The 20,243-nt window shown below is 40.0% G+C and carries 20 protein-coding genes, 1 other RNA gene and 1 riboswitch; of the genes, 4 read left to right on the top strand and 17 right to left on the bottom strand.

Features of this window, described 5'->3' with window-relative positions; genetic code table 11:
- Nucleotides 1-2: 2 nt before the first annotated feature.
- The 4 genes from HCJ30_RS10115 to mntR form a co-directional block, all read right to left on the bottom strand.
- Nucleotides 3-947 carry a thymidylate synthase gene (locus tag HCJ30_RS10115; protein WP_185392049.1) on the bottom strand — a complete coding sequence of 315 codons (945 nt, stop codon included), beginning with the start codon at nt 945-947 and terminating at the stop codon, nt 3-5.
- Between the two features lie 12 nt (nt 948-959).
- Nucleotides 960-2,852 (bottom strand): ABC-F family ATP-binding cassette domain-containing protein, encoded by a 1,893-nt coding sequence (locus tag HCJ30_RS10120; RefSeq protein WP_185392050.1) that lies wholly within the window; start codon nt 2,850-2,852, stop codon nt 960-962.
- Nucleotides 2,853-2,971: 119 nt separating this feature from the next.
- Nucleotides 2,972-4,654: a formate--tetrahydrofolate ligase gene (locus HCJ30_RS10125; protein WP_185392051.1), complete on the bottom strand. Its 1,683-nt coding sequence runs from the start codon at nt 4,652-4,654 to the stop codon at nt 2,972-2,974.
- 157 nt (nt 4,655-4,811) lie between these two features.
- Nucleotides 4,812-5,240, bottom strand: coding sequence for a transcriptional regulator MntR (mntR, locus tag HCJ30_RS10130; protein WP_061388111.1), 429 nt, complete (start codon nt 5,238-5,240; stop codon nt 4,812-4,814).
- Between the two features lie 365 nt (nt 5,241-5,605).
- Here mntR and cspD point away from each other — a divergent pair, with 365 nt between their 5' ends.
- Nucleotides 5,606-5,806, top strand: coding sequence for a cold-shock protein CspD (cspD, locus tag HCJ30_RS10135; RefSeq protein ID WP_003728273.1), 201 nt, complete (start codon nt 5,606-5,608; stop codon nt 5,804-5,806).
- A 122-nt stretch (nt 5,807-5,928) separates the two neighbouring features.
- Entirely contained in the window at nt 5,929-6,330 is a 402-nt protein-coding gene (locus HCJ30_RS10140) for a ribonuclease HI family protein (RefSeq protein ID WP_185392052.1), read from the top strand.
- Between the two features lie 19 nt (nt 6,331-6,349).
- Here the strand turns inward: HCJ30_RS10140 and HCJ30_RS10145 are convergent, their stop codons facing one another.
- From HCJ30_RS10145 to HCJ30_RS10195, 11 genes are all read right to left on the bottom strand, one after another.
- Nucleotides 6,350-7,222: a 5'-3' exonuclease gene (locus HCJ30_RS10145; RefSeq protein ID WP_185392053.1), complete on the bottom strand. Its 873-nt coding sequence runs from the start codon at nt 7,220-7,222 to the stop codon at nt 6,350-6,352.
- 76 nt (nt 7,223-7,298) lie between these two features.
- Complete coding sequence (gene rpsN / locus HCJ30_RS10150) at nt 7,299-7,568, bottom strand: 30S ribosomal protein S14 (protein WP_185392054.1); 270 nt, start codon at nt 7,566-7,568, stop codon at nt 7,299-7,301.
- Between the two features lie 122 nt (nt 7,569-7,690).
- On the bottom strand, nt 7,691-8,749 hold the full coding sequence (gene chiA, locus HCJ30_RS10155) for a chitinase ChiA (protein WP_185392055.1): 1,059 nt from the start codon (nt 8,747-8,749) through the stop codon (nt 7,691-7,693).
- Between the two features lie 191 nt (nt 8,750-8,940).
- Nucleotides 8,941-10,248: a nucleobase:cation symporter-2 family protein gene (locus tag HCJ30_RS10160; protein WP_185392056.1), complete on the bottom strand. Its 1,308-nt coding sequence runs from the start codon at nt 10,246-10,248 to the stop codon at nt 8,941-8,943.
- 6 nt (nt 10,249-10,254) lie between these two features.
- A complete protein-coding gene (locus HCJ30_RS10165; RefSeq protein ID WP_185392245.1) occupies nt 10,255-10,833 on the bottom strand; it encodes a xanthine phosphoribosyltransferase in 579 nt (192 codons plus the stop codon).
- Nucleotides 10,834-10,914: 81 nt separating this feature from the next.
- Nucleotides 10,915-11,015: riboswitch (purine riboswitch) on the bottom strand.
- Between the two features lie 45 nt (nt 11,016-11,060).
- The gene (locus HCJ30_RS10170; protein ID WP_185392057.1) at nt 11,061-12,569 is read right to left on the bottom strand and encodes a carboxypeptidase M32; all 1,509 of its coding nucleotides are present in this window, start codon (nt 12,567-12,569) and stop codon (nt 11,061-11,063) included.
- A gap of 19 nt (nt 12,570-12,588) precedes the next feature.
- A complete protein-coding gene (locus HCJ30_RS10175) occupies nt 12,589-13,737 on the bottom strand; it encodes a THUMP domain-containing class I SAM-dependent RNA methyltransferase (protein ID WP_185392058.1) in 1,149 nt (382 codons plus the stop codon).
- 161 nt (nt 13,738-13,898) lie between these two features.
- An RNA gene (gene rnpB / locus HCJ30_RS10180) (RNase P RNA component class B) lies at nt 13,899-14,280 on the bottom strand.
- Between the two features lie 36 nt (nt 14,281-14,316).
- On the bottom strand, nt 14,317-14,658 hold the full coding sequence (gene gpsB, locus HCJ30_RS10185; protein WP_185392059.1) for a cell division regulator GpsB: 342 nt from the start codon (nt 14,656-14,658) through the stop codon (nt 14,317-14,319).
- A 131-nt stretch (nt 14,659-14,789) separates the two neighbouring features.
- Nucleotides 14,790-15,335, bottom strand: a complete 546-nt coding sequence (locus HCJ30_RS10190; protein WP_185392060.1) for an SLOG family protein — start codon at nt 15,333-15,335, stop codon at nt 14,790-14,792.
- Nucleotides 15,332-15,697 carry a YppE family protein gene (locus HCJ30_RS10195; protein ID WP_003723000.1) on the bottom strand — a complete coding sequence of 122 codons (366 nt, stop codon included), beginning with the start codon at nt 15,695-15,697 and terminating at the stop codon, nt 15,332-15,334. The genes HCJ30_RS10190 and HCJ30_RS10195 overlap by 4 nt, the downstream gene beginning before the upstream one ends.
- A 246-nt stretch (nt 15,698-15,943) precedes the next feature.
- Here HCJ30_RS10195 and recU point away from each other — a divergent pair, with 246 nt between their 5' ends.
- On the top strand, nt 15,944-16,549 hold the full coding sequence (gene recU, locus HCJ30_RS10200) for a Holliday junction resolvase RecU (protein ID WP_185392061.1): 606 nt from the start codon (nt 15,944-15,946) through the stop codon (nt 16,547-16,549).
- A 31-nt stretch (nt 16,550-16,580) separates the two neighbouring features.
- Nucleotides 16,581-19,052: a penicillin-binding protein 1A gene (locus HCJ30_RS10205; RefSeq protein ID WP_185392062.1), complete on the top strand. Its 2,472-nt coding sequence runs from the start codon at nt 16,581-16,583 to the stop codon at nt 19,050-19,052.
- Nucleotides 19,053-19,101: 49 nt separating this feature from the next.
- Here HCJ30_RS10205 and HCJ30_RS10210 read toward each other — a convergent pair whose 3' ends face one another.
- Nucleotides 19,102-19,590: a YpoC family protein gene (locus HCJ30_RS10210; RefSeq protein WP_185392063.1), complete on the bottom strand. Its 489-nt coding sequence runs from the start codon at nt 19,588-19,590 to the stop codon at nt 19,102-19,104.
- Nucleotides 19,583-20,242, bottom strand: a complete 660-nt coding sequence (gene nth, locus HCJ30_RS10215; RefSeq protein ID WP_008948229.1) for an endonuclease III — start codon at nt 20,240-20,242, stop codon at nt 19,583-19,585. The genes HCJ30_RS10210 and nth overlap by 8 nt, the downstream gene beginning before the upstream one ends.
- Nucleotide 20,243: the final 1 nt, after the last annotated feature.

Genomic DNA, 20,243 nt, shown 5'->3' on the forward strand with positions numbered 1-20,243 from the left:
CCTTATACTGAAATTGGTGCTTTAATCGCTGGATCCGGATTATAGCCATCAAGTGAAATATCCGCGACATCAAAATCAAAAATCGTTGCTGGTTTATCTGAAAGCACTAATTTTGGAAGTGCATGCGGTGTTCTCGATAATTGCTCTTTCACTTGCTCGATATGATTATTATAAAGATGCGCGTCACCCATTGTATGAATAAACTCGCCAACATCCAGCCCAACCTCACGGGCAATCAGATGTGTTAGCAGTGCATAACTCGCAATATTAAACGGTACACCTAAGAAAATATCCGCACTGCGTTGATACAACTGACAAGATAATTTTCCGTCCGCGACATAAAATTGGAATAGCGAATGACATGGCGGCAAAGCCATATTCGGAATATCTTCCGGATTCCAAGCAGACACAATCAAACGACGCGAATTCGGGTTCGTTTTAATCATTTCAATCAAATCCGCTAACTGATCAATTGTTTCCCCTTGCGAAGTTTTCCATTCACGCCATTGTTTGCCGTAAATATTCCCTAGTTCACCGTATTTATTCGCGAATGCTTCATCTTCTAAAATACGCTTTTTAAATTGTTCCATTTCCGCTTGATATACTTCTTTGAATGCCGGATCACTTTCTGCTCTCAGTCCAAAATCCGTCATATCTTCGCCTTTGTAATCAGCGCTCTTCACGTAACGCTCAAAAGCCCATTCATTCCAAATATTATTATTATGCTGTAAAAGGTAGCGAATATTCGTATCTCCATGTAAAAACCATAGCAGTTCACTTACTACAAGTTTAAATGGTACCCGTTTTGTTGTCATAATCGGAAATCCTTCTTGTAAATCAAAGCGCATTTGATAACCAAACGTGCTGATTGTTCCAGTCCCAGTGCGATCTCCTTTTTGTGTTCCATTCTCTAAAACGTACTTTTCTAAATCCAAATATTGTTTCATCGTTCGCACTCCTTATTCCGCATATTGTGATAAAAATTCCCAGCGTTCCATCATTTGTTCCAGCTCAGTTTCTTTTGCTGTAATGAGTCCACTAATTTCTGCTGCTTTTGTAAAGTCTGCTCCGGTTTGTTCCAATGTTTCATTGAGCGATTCAATCGTTTGTTCTAATTCGCTAATGGCATCTTCAATTCCGTCCCACTCCAGTTGTTCTTGGTAGGTTAGCTTGACTTTCTCTTTTTTCTCAGGCGCCTTCTTTTCGACCGAAGTATTCGCCATTTTTTTCATTGATTTCGCTGGTTTTCCTTTGGCCTCAAGTTCTTTCAAATAATCGCTATATTCTCCGTAGAAAATTTCTACTTCACCAATAGCCCGGAAAACGAGCAACTTGTTCACGACCTTATCAAGGAAATATCTATCATGGCTAACCGTAATTACGGTACCATTGAATGATTCTAAATAGTCTTCTAAAACGGTCAATGTTTGCGTATCTAAGTCATTGGTCGGCTCATCTAGTAGTAACACATTGGGACGTTCCATCAAAATGCGCAGTAAGAATAAGCGACGTTTTTCACCGCCAGATAAGCTACCGATTTTCTTCCCGTGTGAATTTGGTGGGAATAAAAATCGTTCGAGCATCGCGCTCACACTAATCACTTCACCGCCAGAAGTCGTCACTTGCTCTCCCGCTTCTTGCAAATAAGCAATCATTCGCATATCCGGATCCATCTCTTCATTTTGCTGCGTATAGTAACCGATTTGTACGGTTTGCCCCGTGATTACTTCCCCAGCATCCGGCGCTAGTTTTCCAGCTAACATATTCAGTAAAGTAGATTTACCAGTTCCGTTATTCCCTGTAATACCAAGGCGTTCTCCCGGTTGGATAATCAAACTAAAATCTTGCAACACCTGTTTTTCATCAAAGCGTTTTTCTAAGTTTTTCAGTTCGAAAACATCTTTTCCGAGGCGGCTAGTAACAAAATCAATCGCTAGTTCCGAATCGTCCACTTTGGTTTTCACTTTCTTCTCTAAATCATGGAAACGATCTTGTCTGGCATTTTGTTTGGTGGCACGACCTTGAGGACCGCGGCGCATCCAAGCCAGTTCCTTACGATAAAGGTTTTTATTTTTCTCGGATTCGCGAACTTCATTTTCCATCCGAATCGCTTTGGATTCCATGAATTTCTCGTAGTTCCCAACATAGCGATAAGCCGAACCACGGTCCAGTTCCACCATATGATTCGTCACACGATCAAGGAAATAACGATCATGGGTAACGAGCAAGACAGCCCCTTTAAAACGATTTAAATACTCTTCTAACCAACGAATCGACTGAAAATCCAAATGGTTGGTAGGCTCATCCAAAATAAGTAAATCAGGCGTTTCGATTAAAACTTGTGCCAAACCAACCCGTTTTCGTTGTCCACCAGAAAGCGCACTTATTTTCGCAGTTAAGTCCGTAATACCCAATCTTTCCAAAATTGTTTTCGCTTCTGTGTTCATATCCCAAGCCGCACTAGCATCCATTTCCTGGCTAGCTGCAGTATAAGCATCATGTAATTTGGTGTTTTCCGCGTCAAGCGACATCGCCAGCAACACTTCTTCATACTTGCGCATAGCTCGAAGCGCCGCAGTATCCCCATCAAAAACAGCCGCGAGAACTGTATCTTCTTCATTAAACTCAGGATCTTGCGCCAAATAACCAATCGTATAATCTTTCGCTTTTGTAACCGTTCCTTTATCTCCAGATTCACTGCCAGAAATAATTTGCAATAACGTTGATTTCCCAGTACCATTTACACCGATTAAACCAATACGTTCGCCCTCAGTTATCGTTAGCGAGATATTTTCAAACAGGCTTTTTTCACCATATGTTTTTGTTAAATTTTCCACTTTTAATTGTTTCATTTAGTCCCATCCATTTCCTGTTCGTCCTTATCTATTCTAGCTGAAAACATAGAACATATCAATTGCTTAAGATGAAAAAAGTTCCAAAAGCGGCGAATCCACTTTTGGAACTTCTAATTTTAAAATAAACCTTGCGCGTTACCATTTTCATCGACATCCATATTTAATGCCGCTGGTTTTTTCGGTAAGCCCGGCATCGTCATCACGTCACCTGTTAAAGCAACGACAAAGCCAGCACCAAGTTTTGGAATAAATTCACGAATATGAATCACGAAATCAGTTGGGCGACCAAGCAATGTCGGATCATCTGATAACGAATATTGTGTTTTCGCCATACAAATCGGATAACGATCCCAACCATATTTTTTGAATTCCACGATTTGTTTTTGCGCCTTGCTGGAAAGTTCCACGCCAATACCGCCGTAAACCTTCGTCACAATCGCTTCTAATTTTTCTTCGATTGACCAAGCGTCTTCATAAATACGTTTGTAGTCTGCTTCTCCACTTTCAACAGCCGCAATGACTTTATCCGCGAGTTCCAGGCCACCATTGCCACCTTTTTCCCAAACTTCTGTTAAGGAAAATGGAATGCCATGTTCTTCGCAAAGCGCTTCTAATTTTGCCACTTCTGCGTCAGAATCAGTGATGAATTTATTAATTGCTACCACATAAGGAATACCGAAAGTTTCGATTGATTCCGTATGTTTTTGCAAGTTAGTAAAACCTTTAGCTAACGCGTCAACATTTTCTTCGCTTAGTTCGGTTTTCAAAGCGCCACCATGCATTTTGAGCGCGCGAATCGTTGCTACAATAACAACACAATCCGGTGCTTTTCCAAGGGCAGGCACTTTAATATCTAAAAATTTCTCGGCACCAAGGTCTGCACCAAAGCCAGCCTCAGTCACGACATATTCACCAAGTTTTAGCGCCGTACTTGTCGCAGAAACACTATTACAACCATGCGCAATATTGGCAAAAGGTCCGCCGTGTACAATTGCCGGAGTATGTTCTAGCGTTTGTACTAAGTTAGGTTTTAAAGCATCTTTTAACAGTAACGTTAATGCGCCTTCATAACCCATTTCACCAACCGTAATCGGTTCTTTTTTGTAGTTATAACCAATCACAATTTCACTTAAACGTTTCTTTAAATCTTTCAAATCACTTGCTAAACAAATGATTGCCATGATTTCAGAAGCAACCGTAATATCAAAACCATCTTCCCGTGGAACGCCTTGAATCGGTCCACCAAGACCAACGACTACTTTGCGAAGTGCACGATCGTTCAAATCAACGACACGTTTCCAAACGATTCTGCGGCCGTCAATAGCTAAGTCATTTCCTTGTTGCATATGGTTATCGATAAATGCCGATAAAGCATTATTTGCTGCTGTAATTGCATGAAAATCGCCTGTAAAATGTAAATTAATATCTTCCATTGGAATAACTTGCGCATAGCCGCCGCCAGTTGCCCCGCCTTTAATCCCCATTGTAGGTCCAAGCGATGGTTCGCGCAGTGCGATAACTGTTTTTTTATCTTTTTTAGAGAGTGCGTCACCAAGTCCAACTGTCACAGTCGACTTCCCTTCACCAGCTGGCGTTGGATTAATCGCTGTTACAAGAACAAGTTTCCCTGGTTGTTTGTCTTTTAACGAGTGAATCGTATCATAGGATAACTTTGCTTTATACTTTCCGTAAAGTTCGAGTGCATCTGCATCTAATCCTAAATGTTCGGCAATTGTCGTAACTGGTAGAATTTCTGCTTTTGATGCAATTTCAATATCTGATTTCACTTTATTTGACATGATATCCCCTCCGAATATGTATATTGTAACAAAGAATTAAGATATTTTGGCCACTTCAGTGCATCAAAAAAGCGCGACACCAAGCGATGTAACACCATTTTGATTCTAAAGTAAAACCTGATTGCGCAAAAATCAACATCTCAACCTTGGATTACCGTTATTCCTTTGTTTCTGGTTTCGTCGACTCCATTGCCTTGAGCGTCTTAAGCGCATCCGGATGATTTTCGAAAAACTGTACAACATCCCCGATTCGGTCAATCGAATTCCAACTCAAGTGGTGTTCAATGCCTTCCACATCATGATAAATATGGGACGGATCTACGCCAATAATACTTAAAAAACTTTCTAGTAATGCGTGTCTTTCTAGGAGCCTTTTCCCCATTTGTGTTCCTTTAGGCGTCAAAATTAATCCACGGTACTTTTCATAGATTAAATATTCATCTTTATCCAGCTTCTGCACCATTTTTGTTACAGAGGAAGGATGGACAAATAACTCATCAGCAATATCCGAAACCCTGGCATAACCTTTCGTCTCAATAAGGGAATAGATTTTTTCAATATAATCTTCCATACTAGGTGTTGGCATAGCTATACCCTCCAACTTAAATTCTTTCACATAGCCAATTGTACTATAATATCGCCCTTTCTAAAAGTATTTACCCTTTCGAAAACGAAATTTTTCCTAGGACGTCGCTTTTTAAAAAAACAACAATTAGTAGTAAAATGAGACAAATTAGTAAAAAGTATGCCCTTACAAGTCCAAAAATTTAAAAAATATCGAAAATCAGCTTGACGTTTATAGGTATTTTGATTTATAGTGTTAGTATCATATGCGGCAACGCTATGAACTGAAAAGGTAGTATTTGCGAGAAAAATTTTTTACGCTTGAATGAAAGCGTTTTAATAAATGTTTCTAGCAATTATTAGCCATACTTAGGAGGATTTATTTCAATGCAAAATGGGAAAGTAAAATGGTTTAACAATGAAAAAGGTTACGGTTTTATCGAATCAGACGGCGGCGAAGATATTTTCGTTCACTTCACAGCGATCCAAGGTGACGGCTACAAATCTTTAGAAGAAGGCCAAGCGGTAACATTTGAAGTTGTAGAAGGAAACCGCGGCGCTCAAGCAGCTAATGTAGAGAAAGCCTAATCCAGTTGCCAATTAGACACGGACGTAAAAACCGGTATCTATTTACCGGTTTTTTTATTGCAAAAAAACAGCTTTCCTTCTATAATAAAGCCACATCATTCATACGTTAGGAGGCACAAAAGATGGAAGTTTTTGTTGATGGCGCAAGTGCTGGAAACCCAGGCCCTAGTGGTGCTGGCATTGTTCTGAAAGCAGATGGCATCTATGAGCAACTCGCGATTCCACTAGCAATCATGACCAACCACGAAGCTGAATTTATCGCGATCAAACTCGGACTAGAAGAAGCCTTAAAAAAACAAGCAACTTTCATTCGTTTGTATTCTGATTCGAAAGTTGCCATTGAAGCGATTCATAAACGACATGCGAAAAACCCTTTATTTAAGCCTCATTTAGAAGCAATTTTAGAAATGGCAGATTCGTTAGAGTTGTTTTTTGCCGAATGGCGTAATGTTAGCCAAAATAAACAAGCCGACCAACTTGCGCGTCAGGCAATAAAAAAACAGAAGCAACCTGGCGTAAAATAACCAGATTGCTTCTATTTTTTTATTCGATATCGCGTGTCAATGTTTTTAAGCCGTATTTTTCCACTACTGCAAAAGCATCCTCGCGGAAACCGCTATATTTTAAGCTTGGTAAGTCTATTTCTAGTGGAACTTCGGTATGAATTCGAGCTAGTTTTTGACTTAATTCTAACATCGCTAAGTCTTCTTGAATTTTGGTTTGTTGTGCTGGTTTCAGTTTGTCAAGATTGTTTAAGACGCCTTCAATAGACTCGAACTCTTGAATGAGTTTAATCGCTGTTTTTTCACCGATACCACGCACGCCAGGATAGCCATCAGAAGTATCTCCCATCAATGCTTTCACATCGACAAATTGGCTTGGGGTAATGCCCATCTCCTCAAAAAATGTTGCTTCATCATATCGTTTATAATTGCCATACCCTTTTTGCATAATCCAAACGTCATTGGTCGGAGCGATTAATTGCAGTAAATCTTTATCGCCACTTAAAACGGTAGTCGCAATCGTATTACTCGCTTGAACGGTAATCGTCCCAATGCAATCATCTGCTTCAAAACCCGGCACGCCTAAATTAACAAAGCCAAATCCAGCAGCGACCTCTTTCGCTAAATCAAACTGCGGAATCATTTCTTCTGGCGGTGCTGTTCTGCCAGCTTTATAGCCATCATATAATTCATTACGGAATGTTTGTGATCCCATATCCCAACAAATTAGCGTATGCGTTGGGTTACTCTGGCGGATGGCCGCAAACATATGGCGCATAAAACCTTGCACCCCATTCGTCGGTATCCCGTGTTGATTAAACATAAATTGTTTGGAAACGGCTGTTGCATAAAATGCTCGGAAAAGTAACGCCATTCCATCCACAACGAGCAAATTTTCTCGATTTTCAGTCATATATAATCCTCCAATTTCCTTCTACTGCCATCTATTGTAGCATAATTATATCTGGCTCGCAGAAAAAAGGAGTTTTTTACCAGCTTGCTTTTGTCACGCCGGGTAATTGTCCTTGATGTGCTAGTTCACGAAAACGAATCCGTGACATACCAAATTTACGCATATAGCCATGTGGGCGTCCTGTTAGCTCACAACGATTGTGTAATCGTGATGGTGCGGAATCGCGTGGTAATTTGCGCAACTCGTCATAACGGCCTTCTGCTTTTAGTGTTCGGCGTAGTTCGGCATATTGTTCTACAAGCGCTTGTTGACGTTCATGTTTCGCAACTTTTGATTTTTTAGCCATAAGTTTCTCCTTTCTTCAAATAATAATCATTCCGATTTACATCATACGCCGATTTTAAAATGAAAGCAAGTCTTCTGTTTCAAAAAACCGATACCCATTATAAATGGATATCGGCTGTTAGCTTATTTAGTTCCCACAATCGGGCCATATGCGTTGGAGAAACCATTATTATAAGGTACTCCCGCTTTATTCGTACCGCCATCCCAGTTCACCGACCAAGTCATGATCCCTTTCACTGGTGTTCCTTTTGCTTGTAAACGACTGAAAACATTTTTAACGATTTGTGGATCTGTGACGTAACCTGTTGCCGCTGCATCGACATTCGCTGGTAAGCCGAACACAAATTTGTTCGCAGGAATTTTCAAGTAACCACGCGTTCCATTAATAAACGAATCCGCCATATAGTATAAGAAAGATTCTTTTAATGTATCGTTATTTTGCGCAATCCATTGGTTCGTTTCATCGACCCAAACACCATCGCCACCTTGGTTGTATAGTTGTGGGGCAATATAGTCATAGTAATTAGCAAGCGAAGTTAAGTAGCTTTCGTAAGCACTGCCTGGTTTCAAATAAGGAAATTCTGGTGCCATCGTGATTAAGAAATTTTTACCTTCTGCTTTATAATGATCTTTGACGATTTTTAGCGCTGCTGGGATAACCGTTTTATTATCTCCCGCAGTAATCGCACTTTGTTCTAAGTCAATGTCTAAACCATCAAAGCCATATGTTTCCACTTGACGGATAATTTCATTCGCGAACGCTTGCTCATCCCCAGCTTTGAGTTCCACGTGACCATCCGCACCACCAAGTGCTAAAAGAACAGCCCGACCTTCTTTATTTAATGCGCCCACTTGTGCTCTGAAATCGCTGTCATTTATTCCCACCGGTTTAAAAGTTGGAATGCGATTAACCCCGTCCCCTTTCATAAAGGAAACATCTACCACGTTATAAGCTTTCGGCGTATCTTTAAGTGCAATATCAGCCGAAGTTCCTTGTTGATAGCCATCTTTTCCGGAAGATTTCCAACTATGCCAGTATCCAACTAGCACTTGTTTGTTAGAAATATCTGGCATTACAGAAGCATCATCTGTCGCCGCTTGTGCCGTGCTACCAAATGCCCCCAGTCCCGTGCCAACTAAAAGTAAAGACAAACCACCAACCATTACTTGTTTTCCATTCATCTACTTTTCCCCCTTACTTTATCTACCCCAAGCTTACTTTTTTGGAGCTACTAGAAAATACCCAACATAGTGAAAATAAAACTAGAAAAACAGCAAAAAAGCGAAATTGATATAGACCAATTCCGCTTTCAAATAAAGGATTGTGTATAAGTATATGAGAAAAAATAGCCCAATTAAAACTGTTTTATTTTTTATTCAGCATGTTGTGGTTCTGGATTGGTTGCTTTTTTATCTTTACGATGTGGAATCATATTGAAGATAATGTTCAGCGCAATTGCCGTCACACTCCCTGCGACAATCCCGTTACTCGTAAATAAACGAACAAACGCAGGAAAAGCATTGAATAAATCTGGTACAACTGTTACACCTAAGCCAACACCAACCGCACAAGCAATAATTAGCAAGTTCTCTTGGGAAGTAAAATTAACTTTTCCAAGCATCTTAATGCCTTGCGCGACAACCATGCCAAACATCGCGACCATCGCACCACCGAGCACTGGCGTTGGAATAATCGTGGTCACTGCCCCAATTTTAGGAATTAAACCAAGGACAATAAGGAAACCAGCTGCCGCATAAATCACTTTACGTGTCTTAATGCCAGAAAGCTGAACCAGTCCAACGTTTTGCGAGTAAGCCGTATATGGGAATGTATTAAATACCCCGCCAAGCATAATCGCAAGCCCTTCCGCCCGGTAACCGCGAGTTAAATCTTTTTGCGATAATTTGCGTTCAGTAATATCAGATAAAGCGAAATATACTCCGGTCGATTCTACCATACTGACAAGCGCAATTAAAATCATCGTAATAATCGCCGGCCACTCAAAAGTCGGTGTGCCAAAATAAAACGGTTTCGGCATATGGAACCAACTTGCTTCACTCACCGGTCCAAATGAAATCCCTTTGTAAAGCGCCGCAAAAAGCGAACCACCGACAAGACCAATTAACACTGCAATTGCCTTCGAAAAACCTTGCCCAAAACGATACACTAAAATAATTAACAGTAACGTCCCGAAACCAAGACCAAGATTATACATCGAACCGAAATCTTTTGCCCCAGCCCCGCCAGCAAGATTATTAATCGCCACTGGAATAAGCGTTAAACCAATCACTGTCACAACTGAACCAGTCACAACAGGAGGGAAAAATCGAACAACTTTGGAGAAAAATGGTGCTATTAATAATACAAAAAGTCCTGAAATAATAATCGATCCGTAAATCGCGCCAATACCCATATCCTGGCCAATCAAAATAATTGGCGCAATGGCTTGAACCGCACATCCAAGTACAACCGGCAAACCAATCCCAAAGAAGCGATTAACCGTCAGTTGTAGCAATGTTGCAATCCCGCACATAAAAATATCAATCGACACTAAGTATGTCATTTCTTCTCCGTTAAAACCTAGCGCCCCACCAATTAACAGTGGCACGATAACTGCTCCAGCGTACATCGCTAAAACATGTTGAAATCCTAAAGCTGCAATTTTCCCTTTACCTAACATGTATTCCTATTCCTCCTCTAAAAATAAGATTTCTTCGTTTTCAAGTGAGGCAATTCGTGCTAGTGAATAAACTGGAATCCCTGTTTTATCTAATAATTCGCGACCTTGTTGGAAAGATTTTTCAATCACAATCCCAATACCCGCGACTTTTGCTCCGGCAAGCTCCGCAATTTCAAGTAAACCTAAAGCCGCCTGACCATTTGCAAGAAAATCATCAATGACTAAAATCGTGTCATCCGCTGTTAAAAATTGTTTCGACACGGAAATATCATTCGATTCTTTTTTAGTGTAAGAATAGACCGTGCTCGTATACAAATTATCCGTTAAAGTCACTGATTTTTTCTTCCGTGCAAAAACAACTGGCACGGAAAGCGCAAGTCCCGCAAATACAGCCGGCGCAATACCCGATGATTCAATCGTTACAATTTTCGTAATCCCTAAATCTTGGAACCGTTTAGCAAATTCATTTCCCATGGCTTGCATTAAAACTGGATCAATTTGATGATTTAAAAATGCATCTACTTTTAAAACATTGCCGGGTAAAACGGTCCCTTTTTCTTGAATAAACTCTTCCAGTAATTTCAAGGCGATTCTCCTTTCAAAATAAAAAAACTGCTCCTCTAAATTTAGAGAAGCAGTATAGAAGCCACCAATTTCCGAGGTGACTTCTTTATACAAACTACTCATAGTCCGGTTATTTACGGTAACCAGGTAGAAACTCGTCGCCCAATCGCAACTATTATACAAGTATTTCGGTTTTAAGTTATGTTGTTTATTATAGCTTTCTAAAGGAGCACGGTCAAGCTAATTTTTTACTTATTAAACTGGTACACATAAGCGTATCTTTTTTCTAGTAAATCTAGTAAATACGTAGGATTCAAGCCTTCTCCTGTTGTATCTGTTAGAATTTCTAATGGTTTCTTTGTTTTACCAAATTTATGCACGTGTTCCGTTAACCACGTTTTTAACTCCGTATAGTCATCACTTGCAATAATCGCATCGATGTTCGGAATTTCTTTTTGCATTTGGTTGTAGAACTGCGCTGCGTACATTAAACCTAGCGCGTACGATGGGAAGTAACCAAAATCGCCACCAGCCCAGTGAATGTCTTGCAGTACGCCATTCGTATCATTATCTGGACGAATGCCTAAGTACTCTTCGTATTTGTCGCCCCACGCTTTCGGCAAATCTTTTACTTCAAGTTCGCCATTAATAAGCGCTTTTTCCAGTTCATAGCGAATCATAATATGCAGCGGGTAAGTTAACGTATCTGCTTCAATTCGAATCAGCGAACTTTCGGAAATATTCACCGCACGATAAAAATCTTCCAACTTCACCTTATCAAAAGCAGGCTTCGTTATCGCCTGAAAATCTGCATAATTACTTTTCCAAAATGCCAAACTAGATCCGATAATGATTTCGTAAAATAGAGATTGAGATTCGTGAATTCCCATCGAAGCTCCGTTTGCAAGTGGTGTTCCTACAAGAGACGCATCAAAGTTTTGCTCATAAATCGCATGTCCACCTTCGTGAATCGTACCAAATACAGCCATTTTAAAATCATTTTCATTATAACGTGTCGTAATCCGAACATCGCCCGTATTCAAACCAGTCGCAAATGGATGAACCGTTTCATCTAAACGACCCGCTTCAAAATCAAAGCCCATTTTATTCAAAATACGAATGCTAAATTCTTTTTGTTTCGCTTCGGAAATTTTTGTATTTAAAATCGATGCATCTGGCTTCACGCCTTCGTTTGCAATCTTTTCACGAATCGCCATAATACCATCACGTACTTTTTCAAAGACAGAATCAAGCACAGAAACCGTCACGCCAGGCTCATATTGATCAAGTAATGTGTCGTATTTATTTTCTTCATAACCCCAATACTCCACAAATTGGCGTTTCATTTCGAGAATTCTAGTTAGGAATGGTTCGAATGCCGCAAAATCATTTTGTTCGCGAGCAGTTGTCCAAGCAGTTTCGGCTTGCGCAACCAGTTTTGTATATTCCGCATATTCTTTGCTTGGGATTTTTTTATTTAAATCATATGTTTTTTGAGATTCTTCTAAAGTTTTACGAGTGATTTCGGATAGATTTTCTTTATCTTGGTTAAGTCCGGCAATAAAAGCAGCCATTTCTTCCGATGTTTGCATATTGAAAATCTCTTCAGAAAGAACGCCAATAACATCGGAGCGGCCTTCCATTCCTTTTGACGGTGCGCCTGTACGAAGATCCCAGTAAACTAATGCCAGTGCTTCTTCCAGTGCTTCCATCTTTTTAATATACGCTAAAAATTCCTCTTCTAATGTTCCTACCAAACTTAACTCCTCCATTCAATCAATCTTCTTTTTTAGGACGTGGTTTTCTTGGACCCCAGTATTGATATAAATCTGTGCGCAAGTAACCATTATATAATTTGCGTTTTTTCGTTGCTTTCTTACCATAAACTTCTTCAAATAATTCATATGAAGTAAGCACGTAAACAGACCATGTCGGCATTCGTTTATACACAATACCCATTTCACGATACAGTTGGCGCACAGCTTCCTCGTCCTCTAAACGTTCCCCGTACGGCGGATTCGCAACAACGACCCCGTACTCATCTTCCGTTTGGAAATCGGCTACTTGGAGTTGTCTAAAAGTAATCAAGTCACCAAGACCTGCTTCTACCGCATTTTGTTTCGCAATATCGATCAAACGCGCATCAATGTCGCCACCGATAATATTTAGCGGTTGATCATAATTAGCCAAATCTTCCGCTTCTTGCCTCGCATCCGCCCAAACTTGCTTCGGCATCCAATCCCATGTTTCCGATACAAACTCACGGTTGAATCCCGGTGCGATATTTTGTCCAATAAGTGCTGCCTCAATTGGAATCGTCCCAGAACCACATACCGGATCATAAAATGGTCTATCCGGATGCCAACTAGTAAGTAACACAAGCGCCGCCGCCATTGTTTCTTTAATAGGTGCGCTACCTTGAGCTAAACGATAACCACGTTTATGTAATCCCGCACCACTAGTATCAATCGTAAGCGTCACTTCATCTTTTAAAATAGAAACTTCTAACTTAAATAACGCGCCTGTTTCCATCAAACGGCCAGAACGACGATATTTTTCACTGACACGATTAACGATCGCTTTTTTCACAATCGCTTGGCAATCAGGCACACTGTACAGCGTAGACTTAACCGATTTACCAGCTACAGGGAACTGCGCATCTAGCGGCAAATAATCTTCCCAAGGTAAAGCTTTCGTCTTTTCAAACAGTTCATCAAATGTTGTTGCTTTAAATACACCAACGACAATTTTCACTCGGTCTGCTACACGAAGCCAAAGATTCGCTCTAGCAATTGCGGATAAATCTCCTTCAAAATATACCTTACCGTTTTCTACTTTCGGGTCATAGCCTAAACGTGCCACTTCTTTCCCAACAATCGCTTCTAAACCAGAAGCAGCCGTCGCCACCAACTGAAATGTTTTCATTGTGTCCCATCCTTTAATTAAATTTCTAATGAAAAAAAGCTGTTTTAAGAGGGGGAGATTTGTTTTAAATAGGCATTCAACCAGGTCGAACACCCACCTTAAAACTTGCGCTCCGGCCTTCTAAAACAGCCTTCAATGTTAAATTAATCCTGAAAATAACGCTCTGTAAGCCATGTTCTGTTCTTTACTACATACAGGGTAATAGTAAAGAGATAACCATCTATCTGCGCGAAAATTAATTCGCACCTCGTCCCTTGTTCTTGATTCCTCGGGAAAAGTGCCCCTACCATAAGTTTGAGTTTCTCGCTCGTGGGGTTTACCTCGTTCCACTTCCGAGCATTTCTGCCGGAACTTCGTCACTGTGGCACCTTCAAGGTTATAAGACCATATCCGAAGACTTAGGTCATTCACCTGCCGTCAAACCGGAAATCCGGAATGCCCTGGCTTATTGTTTGACCAGGCACGATCACTACGGGCATCACAGCACCGTGCGAGCATGGACTTTCCTCTGCTTTCAAAAGAAAACAGCGATTATCCGAACGTTATTCATAAATTCTTAACTTACTTATACTAGCACACCTATTCGTTATCGTCCAGCTTATTTCCAAAAACGTGTTTTTCTAAGTTAGAAAGACGTTTTAGAATATCAAAGTTGGTCGTTCCAGCTGGTTGTGCCGCTGCTTGGAAAGTTGGTGCTGGTTGTGCTGCTGATCTTAGTGGTGCGCTATCAAGTTCTTGTACAAGTCGAATATTTTCAGCTTGAAGAGCCTCGATTTCTTGCGTGAACGTACTGTAATCTTTAATTACCATGTCCAAAAACTCATCAACATCTTCCGGACTATAACCACGAAGCCCAGTTTTAAATTCTTTTTCCAAAATTTCTTTACCTGTTAAGTGATACTCAAATTGTTCCGAAGTCATATAACTCCACCTCTATCTCTATTCTTACGTATTTTTGTTCTAATAATATACTTACCCTTATTTTTTCAAATCTCACACCATTTGTCAATCTATTCGAGTAATTTTTATGAAAATAACTATTTGCTTCTATATTAAAAGGTTTGATTCATATCTTCCACAACCTCTTGAAGCGCATAAAAATCAATACATTCCAAAAAATAATTCGCTTGCTCTTTCGCTTGAGCAGCACGATCATAAAAAAATTTCGGCGAACCTTCTTTTTCTAAATCATACACAAGTAGCGCCCCGTCCGTATTATCGATAATAAAACCATCTCTGGCCGCAAATTGCGCAGGACTTTCATAAGGACGTTTCGTAATAAATGCATGATAATCCGCTTTTTCCCGTACTTCAGTCGCCCATAATTGATTTGCTTCATTCCAATTAGCGCTTTGTTGTTCAAACGGTTCGAGAATTGCTAGCTTGACCGGATAATCTGTTTTCAATTCCGCAACCACTTCCCCCGCCCAAAGTTCAATTCCTAACTGACCAGAAATAATCACCCATTCTAGCCCATCTTCCACGTGCGGTAGCAAATGGCGTTTGATTGTTTCTTTAATATAGACGGCTTCATCCGCATCCTTTTTAAAAATGCCCAGTTCAAAATTTTTGTATCCTGTCACTGCGATGGATTTCACATCAATTCCTCTTTTCTTTTTAAGAAATCTCTCACTCTTGTTAGTGTATACTTGGTAGACTGGTAGTGGTCTAGGAAATGTTTGTAAAAAGACTTTCCATTAAATGCACTTACTGCCGTCATTTGAACATTATCACAGGCTTGCCTTAATTGCAGTTCTCCTAAATAAGGAGGACGCTCTTTGTTTACCCATGGAATCGCTAATTCTAAAAATGCATCCGCGCTATTTTTGGCTTCATCAACGAAAGGTTTCATATCTTTATAAAAATCAAACGGCTTGGCTTCTTCGCGGTTACTTAAATAAAGTTCCCAGTTTTTTTCATTCTGAAGAAGTAATTTTTCCGTGCGGTTTAAAAGTTCCATTCTATCACTCTTTTCTTCACATTTTCAGTTACTTCAAGCATAGCATAGGACGCAAAATCTTGCCTAAAATTAGATTATTAGTTAAAATATGGTAAAATAGACGAAGGTACGTTCTATTTATGAGGTAGTTTCTTGCCGAAAAGAGCTATTCTGCATTTAATTCGTACTATCATTTTCATTTTTATTTGTTATAATAGATGATAGTCTAAATTTCAGAATAGAATTTTTCTGATAGAGGTGAAAAAAATGGCTATTGGTTATCCTAACGGCAAAAAGTATGCAGCGAGTCCTGAGGGTCTTCCTCAAAAAAAACGGAAAGCTCCTGTAACTTACGGTAAGCGCGGTATGTCTTTGGAAGATGATTTGAATGATACCATTGCGTATTATTTAACCCACGAAATTGCAGTCATCCACAAAAAACCTACGCCTGTCCAAATTGTCAGCGTGGACTATCCAAAAAGAAGTAGTGCCAAAATTAAGGAAGCCTACTTCAAAACACCATCCACAACAGATTACAATGGTGTCTATAAAGGAAAATATGTTGATTTTGAAGCTAAAGAAACCCAGAATACAACGTCTTTTCCGTTGAGTAATTTTCACGATCACCAAATGACACATATGATCAACGTCTTAAAACAAGACGGTATCGTTTTTGTCATTATTGCTTTCCAAAAACTCGGAGAAACGCATTTCATTCCCTTTGAGAAATTTTATCCGTTTTGGGAACGCATGCAGAGTGGTGGTAGAAAATCAGTCACTATAGCAGAAATACAAGATGTATCGGACCAAATTCCTTATGGTCTAAATCCAAGGCTTGACTTCTTGCAATCAATAGATAAATTATACTTCTAGTCAAACCTTTTTTAAAGGAGAGAGATTTTTAATGGCAGATAAACCGCAGACAAGATCTCAGTATCGCAAAAAACCAAGTGGCAATTCTAAAAAGAAACCGCAAAAACGCGGAAAACGAGTAGCAGCGAATATTTTCAAAACTATTTTCTTTGCAGGATTATTTTTCGCTTTCTTTGGTATTGCGGCTGGTGCAACTGTTTTTTACGGTTATGCAAAAGATGCACCTAAACTGACCGACTCCAAACTACGGGATCCGTTATCGTCCAAGTTACTTGATAAGGATGGTAAAGTTTTCGCAGAAGTTGGAACCGAACGGCGGGAATATATTGAATACAAAGATATACCGGAAACACTAAAAAATGCAATTCTAACAACAGAAGATGCGCGTTTTTACGAACATGATGGCATTGACCCTATCCGACTCGGTGGGGCAGTCGTAGCTAACGTGACAGATGGCTTTGGAGCGGAAGGCGCAAGTACCCTTTCCCAACAAATCATCAAAATGTCCTATTTAGACTACACGAATAAAACACTTGCCAGAAAAGCACAAGAAGCATGGTTAGCTCTTCAATTAGAAGAAAAATATAGCAAAAATGACATCTTAGAAATTTATGTTAATAAAGTCTATATGTCTGACCGTGTCCATGGTATGCAAACAGCTGCCGAACATTATTTCGGTAAAAATGTGAAAGATCTTACGTTAGCTGAAACAGCGCTACTTGCTGGTATGCCGCAAAGTCCGAATAACTACAACCCTTACGACCATCCAGAAGCAGCTAAAAAACGTCGTGATCAAGTGTTAACAAACATGTATACACATGACAAAATCACCAAAGAACAAATGACAGAAGCTCAAAAAACACCAATTACTACTGGACTTCGCTCGAAAAAAGATCGTGCAGATAAAATTTACAAATACGATTCTTACGTAACACAAGTTTTAAGCGAAATTCCAAAAGAATATGATGTTTATCGTGATGGTTTAACAATTTACACAGCACTTGACCGTGATGCCCAAGAGTACACGGAAAAAATGCTTAATACTAATGAAATTGTGAACTTCACGGATGATGAAATGCAAGCCGGTATCGTGTTGCAAGATACAAAAACTGGCCGTGTTCAAGCCATCGGAGGCGGACGTAATCAGAAAGTTACACGTGGCTACAACTACGCGACTCAAGTAAAACGTTCGGTTGGGTCAACGATGAAACCTATCGCCGATTATGGCCCTGCTTTTGAATATTTAGACTGGTCAACTGCCCATATTTTAGAAGATGAACCGTATACTTATACTGGTGGAACTCCTATTAATAACTGGGACTTCGGTTATAAAGGACCAATTTCCGTAAGACAAGCCCTTTATCAATCGCGTAATATTCCAGCTCTAAAAACACTTCAAGCAGTTGGCTTAGATAAATCCGAGCAATTTGTTAATAAACTTGGTATCACGTATGATAAAGGCCAAAACGTAGAATCCAATGCCATCGGTGCAAATAGTTCCAATCCAATGCAAATGGCTGGTGCCTATGCTGCATTCGGTAACAAAGGAATTTACAACACGCCACATACCGTTACTAAAATCGTTTTATCTGATGGACAAACCGAAATTGATACAGAACCGAAAAGTACCGTTGCGATGAAAGAATCCACTGCTTATATGGTCTCTGATGTTCTAAAAGACGTTCTTTCTATCGGAACAGGTACCTCAGCAGCCGTACCAGGTGTCCCTGCTGCTGGTAAAACAGGTACAACGAATATCCCACCTGAATTCACATCGAAGTACTACTACCCTAGTGGTGCTGCTCGTGACTCATGGTTTGCTGGATATACAACCAACTATTCAATCGCCGTATGGACCGGTTATGATGATAAGCAAAAATATGTTTCTGCGAACGAACAAAAAATTGCTCAACGCATGTTTAGTAAGTTGATGGCGCACGCCTCTTCTGGCAAAACCACTTCAGACTTCAAAATGCCAAGCAATGTTGTATCCGTTCCAATTTTAAAAGGCAGTAACCCAATCGCTCGTGCCGCAGAAGGTACAGCAAGCGATAAAGTAAGCTACGAGTTATTCTTATCAGGAACTGCTCCAACAAAAACAGCTTCAACTCCTGAAGATGAGAAGAAAAAAGAAGAAGAAGCGAAGAAAAAAGCGGAAGAAGAAGCGAAAAAGAAAACCGAGGAAGAGAAGAAAAAAGAAGAAGAGGCTAAGAAAAAAGCAGAGGAAGAGAAAAAGGCTGAAGAAGCCAAAAATCTTACTGCCCCTGCCGGCTTAAGAGCAAGCTACAATGCCAGCTCTAAGCAAATTAACGTTTCTTGGTCCGCAGTAAATGGTGCAACCTATGAAGTAACTGTCAATGGTTCCACAACGACTGTATCTTCTACCTCTGTTTCCGTCAGCGGTGGCAATCCGGGTGACACAGTTTCCATTAATGTCGTCGCCGTAAAAGATGGCAAGAAGAGCCCCGCCGCCTCGACTAGCGTTAAAATTCCAGATAGTTAATAATAAATAAAAGAGCGAAAGATGATTAAATCATCTTTCGCTCTTTTTCTTATCGTTTCGCAATTAATTTACGTTGCTCTAGCATTAACTCATTTAATTGCCTAAAGCCTAAAAATGTATTCCCACGTTTTAATACATATTCTAACCGTTCATCTAAATTAAGTGGCTTCGTCTCCAACGTTTTAATTTGCTCCATCAAATTATCGAGTTGTACCGGCCGGTGATTACTCCAGAATAAAATAGATAAAAAAATGCCGAGTGCATCTCTGACTGTTACAGGAGATGGCTTTTTATGCACTTTTAAATCTGCTTCCATACTCTCCGCTAAATTGGTCATATGTTTCGCTAATTTGCGACAAGCGCGCTCTGTCTCATTTTTCCACGGGATAACCCCGCCACCTTTAGTAAAAAACTGTTGTTCTTGCCAAAAAGGTAAGCCGCTTACGTAAATCGATTCTGGATCGTATTCTTCCAAAATAACATCAGGTGCAGGGAAATCCGGATGTGTTAATTCCACTGCATATTTAAATTCAGCCATCAAATCCCCTCACTTTCGCTTGTTTTTTTCCTTCTCTACACAAATAAAGTAAAGGGCATGTCGGGCAATCTGGGTTTCTCGCTTTGCAATGATATCTGCCAAAGAAAATCATATAGTGATGCGCATCTGACCAAAGCTCTTCTGGTAATTTTCTTTTCAGTGTTTCTTCTACTTCCACGACAGAGTCTTTCCATCTACAAATTCCCAGCCGTTTGCTAATTCGTTCCACATGCGTATCTACTGCAATTGCCGGAATGCCAAAGCCAACTGATAAAACTACATTGGCTGTTTTTCTGCCAACACCAGGTAGACTTTCTAATTCAGCATGGGTTCTTGGCACTTCGCCATTAAATTCGGTTAAAATCTTCTCCGATAGTCCTTGGATATTTTTTGCTTTGTTGCGATATAAACCAATCGAACGAATATCGTCCATCAGTTCTTCTAGTGGTACAGCTAAGTAATCTTCCGGAGAATGATATTTTTCAAAAAGAGAGGCAGTGACACGATTTACTAAAACATCTGTACACTGCGCAGATAACACAACAGCCACCAGCAATTCAAACGTATTTTTATGAATGAGCTCGCAATGTGCTGCTGGAAACATTTTTGCCATTTCTTCTATGCATAATACGGTTTGTTTATTTGATAACAAT

The sequence above is a fragment of the Listeria cossartiae subsp. cossartiae genome (genome assembly GCF_014224155.1).
Taxonomy (GTDB): Bacteria; Bacillota; Bacilli; order Lactobacillales; family Listeriaceae; genus Listeria; species Listeria cossartiae.